The following is a 5436-nucleotide window of genomic DNA, read 5'->3' as shown; positions in this document are numbered from 1 at the left end:
TTGGTAACTACATTTTACCAAAGAGAGGTGTCTTTTTCTGTACTTTTAAGTTCAATATTCTAACTGATCTTTACGGTAAAAGGATAGAACGTCGTTCTTAGGGGTGCGAAACTTGAGTTATTAATTAAATATATTTTTTATTTCACTTACGAGTTGATTGCTTCCAGCAATAATAGAAATTTCTTTTTGGAGTATGTCGATATTATTAAATTCTTTATCAACAACTTCTATTCCAACCTCCTCAAGTATTACAATCCCTGCTGCGCAGTCCCATGGTGACAATTCAAATGAAATAAAACCTTGCAATCTATCGATAGCTACATATGCCATTTCCAGAGCTGCGCAACCAATTATACGGGTACCTAATGTTTTTGAGGCTAAATTATGAACTTTATGATAATCTACCTTATTATTGTTCATAAACCATTCATTATTTATTCCTATTAGTGCACTCTCTAACGGTGTAGACTGCGACTCTTGAATTTTTTTATCGTTTATATATGCCCCATGACCTTTTTGACAATGAAACATTTCATTTTTTATTGGATCATATATAACTCCAATTTGTAATTGGTTATCATGATAAAGGGCTACAGAAATAGAAAAATTTTGATTTTGTTTAATAAAACTAGTAGTACCATCGATAGGATCAATAATCCAAATAGTCTGTTTATCCGCGAAATTGGATTCTGCCAAGTTAGATGTTTCTTCCCCTAATATAAAATGTGTAGGATACTTTTCAGTTATTAACTCTATAAAATACTGCTCAACTTTTTTATCAACATACGTCACTAAATCAAATTTAGACTTTTTATATTCCACTTGATAATCATTATTTAAATTATCGAGTATTAGTTTGCCAGCACCCTTTGTCCATTTAATCATATCATTGTAGACATTTGATAAGTCCATATATAACCCTACCCTTTCACTGCACCGGAGGTAATTCCGGATATAATTTTCTTTTGGAATAAAAGCACAATTAAGACTATAGGTATTGTAACCACGACTGTGGCAGCAGATATTTGTCCCCATGGAAGCTCATAATCTCCTGGAAACATCGCAATTCCAACCGGTACAGTTCTCATTCTATCGTTTGGCATCAATGTTAAAGCAAACATGAACTCATTCCATGAAGTAATAAATACTAATATTGCAGTAGTAAATATTCCTGGCACTGCCAATGGCAGGATAATTTTAAAGAATGTACCTATTTTAGTACAACCATCCATTGCTGCTGACTCTTCTAACTCTTTTGGTATTTCTCTAAAAAATGCTGAAAGAATGAATATAGCTAACGGCAACCCAAAAGTAATATATGGCAATATTAAACCGGTATAAGTATTAAGGAGTCCTGCATCTCTAAGCATAATATAAATAGGACTTAGAACAGAAATTGTTGGAAACATTGATACCGCTAAGACTAATGCTAAAAATATAGATTTAAACTTCATTTTTAACCTAGCTATAGCATAACCACACAATGAAGCGAAAATCACCACAAAAAATGTAGAAGCTATCGCAACAATAAAGCTGTTCATAAGATAGATATGAAATGGACGTATAGTAAAGATCTCAACATAACTCGAAAAATCAAAACTAGGTACCCAAGTTGGAGGTCTCTGGTATAACTCTTCAGTAGACTTCAAAGAAGTTATTAAAATCCAAATAAAAGGAAACATAGTTATCAAAACGAATATTGTAAGACCAATATAAAACGCACCTAAATTTAATTTTTTTCTAAGATTACTTGACATGATTTTTCGCCTAACCTTTCTCAACTTTGATTCCTAATACCTTTACAAATACTAAACTTATAAGCATAACTATAACTATGGTTATAACAGCAAGTGCAGAACCAGTACCGAAATCTAAGTACCTCATCATAGTTGTGTGCGCATACATTGAGAGTGTTTCGGTGCTATTACCAGGTCCACCGCCTGTCATAACAACTACCATATCAAAGACTCTAAATGCATCTAATGTTCTAAATAGTAAAGCAACTAATAATGCAGGTTTGAGTAGTGGCATGGTTATTTTGTAAAATCGTTGCCATGTATTAGCACCATCAATTTTGGCCTGTTCGTACAATTCATCTGGAATTACTTGTAAACCTGCAATTAGTAATAATGCCATAAAAGGTGTAGTTTTCCAAACATCAGCAATTATAACGGCCCATAATGCACTTGCTCTGCTACCTAGAAATGAAACATATTGATCCATTATTCCGAGCCTAACTAGTATATCGTTCACTATACCTATCTGATCGTTATACATAAATCTCCACATCATACCAGCAACTACAGTAGGAATAGCCCAAGGTATTAATGTTGTTGCTCTTACTAATCCACGTCCTACAAAAGCTCTATTAATCAACAAAGCAATAGTTAAGCCAAATATCAACTCTAGAGATACTGAAAATACTGTAAAGTAAACTGTGTTATACAGAGCACTGTAGAAACGATCATCTTGAAAAATATTTATATAATTATCTAATCCTATAAATTGCTGACCCAATGCAGGCATATTCAGCATGTACTCATGCATACTAAGCCAAACAGCATCTAATATAGGATAAACAGCAAATATAGCTAAGAAGCTTAAAGCTGGTATTATCAATATATAGGCTAGATATTTGTCAAAAAAGCTTTCCGATTTTTCTTTACTATTACCCATTTTACTATTTGCAGCCATATTAACTCTCCTTATTAGAAAGGGCTACTTATAGTAGCCCTTATAAAACTTATATTTAATTGATTAAATCTTCAATTCTTTCTTGCATTGTTTCTACAGCTTCTCGTGCTGAGATGTCTCCTGTAATTGCTCTGTGAATTTCTATTTGCATAATATCTGAGATCCTAGGGTAAACCGGTGATACTGGTCGTGGTTTAGCATTAATTAACACATCGTATAACTGTTCAAAATGAGGATAATCATTTAAAATATCTTCATCTTGGTAAACGCTATCAATAACAGGGAGTCTTCCGGTATCTGCTATAATTCTTTGCCCTTCATCAGAAGCGACAAACCTCAAGAATTCTGCAGAAGCATCCTTCTTCTCATCATCAATATGGGTATTTATCCCTAAATTCCAACCTCCTAATGTAGCCGCTGGCTCATCACCACTAGGACCTACCGGCATTGGTGCCATACCTACATTATCTTTTACAGGTGAATCATCTTCTTGTGACAATGCCCAAACAAAGGGCCAGTTCCTAAGAAAGACGGAATCCCCTTCAACAAACATTGTTCTACCGTCATCTTCTTGATATGTTGTGACTCCAGAAGGTGTAAAATCCGCTTCAGTTATATCTATTAGAAATTCTAAAGCCTCGATATTATTTTCTGAATTTATTTCTACTTCTCCAGCGTCATTTAAAACAGTACCACCATTACCCCACATATATTCTAAAGCATTTGTTACTAATCCTTCATACTGGTTACCTTGGAATACAAATCCATAAGTAGTTTCTTCTCCAGATAGCTCCTCAGCCATTGTATAGAACTCTTCAAACGTCGATGGAGCTTCTAGATTATTTTCTTCTAAAATATCAGTTCTATAAAATAAGACACCTGCATCTGTAAATAAGGGCATTGAATATAACTGGTCATCCCATGTATTACCTTCTATAGGTCCAGGTAAAAATTCTTCAATTTCTTCATCTGTAAAATATTCATTTAGTGGTTCTGCCCAGCCAGCACTTCCAAATTCTGGAGGCCAGACTATATCCATGTTGAAAATATCAACAGTAGTGTCACTCGCATTCATTTTAATAACCAAGTCATCATGCTGTCCGTCACTTCCAGAGGGCTGTTCAATCTCTGTTACAATAACTTCAGACTGAGATTCATTAAATGCTTCTACCAACCTAGCATAAGTACCTGTAGAGTCGCTCCCGTGAGACCAAACAACTTCAATGGGTTCAGCTGAATCATTTGTACCATTACTAGTATCTGATTCTTCTTGAGTATTATTACAGGCTGCCAACGTAAGTAAAGATAAAGAAACAAAAACAATTTTTTTCATTATAAATTCCTCCAACTTTTATATTTAACGTTAAACATAAATTACAAAAAATATAACACAATCTCGACCTCCATGTTTAACGTTAAATTAATGTTAACGCTTTCCTTAATCAAAGTCAAGAACTTTAGTGGTCTTTCTCCAATTAATCTTAGTCTCAATTCTTATAACTTCAGTTTTGTCTTCAACACCATCAATCATTTTTATCAATAGTTTTGCAGCTTCAACCCCACTATGATATCTTGGAATTGACACTGAAGTAAGCCCTTTAGATCTAGCGATCTCTGTATTGTCAAATCCCACAATCCCTATATCTTCAGGTACTTTAATAGAATTTTCCTCCGCTGCCTTTAATACACCCAATGCCATGTTGTCATTCGCAGAGAGAATTGCATCAACATTGCAAAAGCTTATTATCTTTTCACCTACCTCATAACCACTTTTTTTAGTAAAATCGCCTGTATATATATTATTTTCGTTAAGTTCTATATCATAATCTTGAAGAGCTTTCTTAAAGCCCTCAAACCTTTCCTGAGTGTCTAATGTGTTTAATCCTTTTATATAAGCAAATTTCTCATATCCATTATTAATTAATTTTTCAGTTAACATATATGATGCTAAAAAATTTTCTGCTAATACACTTTTAGTCATAGAAGAACTTAATATTCTGTCCATTAAAACTATAGGATAGTTATCAGAGGCAATTTTTGTTAAATAATCATCAGACATTTTACTATCTAATGAAATAGCTCCTCTTGATATAGATGATCTCATAAAAATTTCACTTGTTTCGTTTGTGCAAATGATAAAGTTATAGCCATTATCGTTCAGATACTCATTAATACCTTGAATAATTCTTAAATAGAAACTTCTCTCAAAATCACTGAAGTTAAAGACTATTACGTTTGTTCCTCCATTCTTCAAACCTTTTCCTAAATAATTAGGCACATAATTTAAATCTTTACATACTTTTAATACCTTTTCTTTTGTTGAATCACTAACGTTGCTTTTACCGTTTAGTACATTAGATACAGTCATCATTGATACATTGGCTTTTGTAGCAACATCTTTCAAACCTACCATAAGAAAACCTCCTATCTTGACTAATAAAAAATACAAAATTAACATTCTGTTTGTGAACATTTAAGGAACCATAGCTTAATAACATAACTTTCAATAAACTATATCCTGAATAATTCATAGCTCTATAATTTAAGCTGGTTTCTTGAATAAATTAATCGTTCTTGGAAAAATTGGGAATTTTTCTACAAAATAGTGCGTTCTCCTCGAAGTAGATTTTAACTAAATGAACCTTCTTACGATTCTCTTGTTTGTTTGAAGGCATACTTCTCCCTTGTAGACGATTGATTCAAAAAATTAACGTGATGACTGATTTAAATCCATTGACTGGA

General features: G+C 33.1%; 5 protein-coding genes. All 5 read right to left on the bottom strand.

Annotated elements, in window-relative coordinates; all coding sequences use genetic code 11:
- Positions 1 to 120: 120 nt before the first annotated feature.
- Positions 121 to 912, bottom strand: coding sequence for an inositol monophosphatase family protein (locus tag ACYVLS_RS09420; protein ID WP_460323892.1), 792 nt, complete (start codon positions 910 to 912; stop codon positions 121 to 123).
- Positions 913 to 920: 8 nt separating this feature from the next.
- Complete coding sequence (locus ACYVLS_RS09415; protein WP_460323890.1) at positions 921 to 1757, bottom strand: carbohydrate ABC transporter permease; 837 nt, start codon at positions 1755 to 1757, stop codon at positions 921 to 923.
- Between the two features lie 10 nt (positions 1758 to 1767).
- Positions 1768 to 2694, bottom strand: coding sequence for a carbohydrate ABC transporter permease (locus ACYVLS_RS09410; RefSeq protein ID WP_460323888.1), 927 nt, complete (start codon positions 2692 to 2694; stop codon positions 1768 to 1770).
- A 55-nt stretch (positions 2695 to 2749) separates the two neighbouring features.
- Complete coding sequence (locus ACYVLS_RS09405) at positions 2750 to 4027, bottom strand: ABC transporter substrate-binding protein (protein ID WP_460323886.1); 1278 nt, start codon at positions 4025 to 4027, stop codon at positions 2750 to 2752.
- 105 nt (positions 4028 to 4132) lie between these two features.
- Complete coding sequence (locus ACYVLS_RS09400) at positions 4133 to 5107, bottom strand: LacI family DNA-binding transcriptional regulator (protein ID WP_460323884.1); 975 nt, start codon at positions 5105 to 5107, stop codon at positions 4133 to 4135.
- Positions 5108 to 5436 lie beyond the last annotated feature (329 nt).

This window comes from Alkalibacterium psychrotolerans (assembly GCF_054784355.1).
The sequence above is the reverse complement of the archived record's forward strand: the minus strand, read 5'-3'. Positions and strand labels throughout refer to the sequence as shown.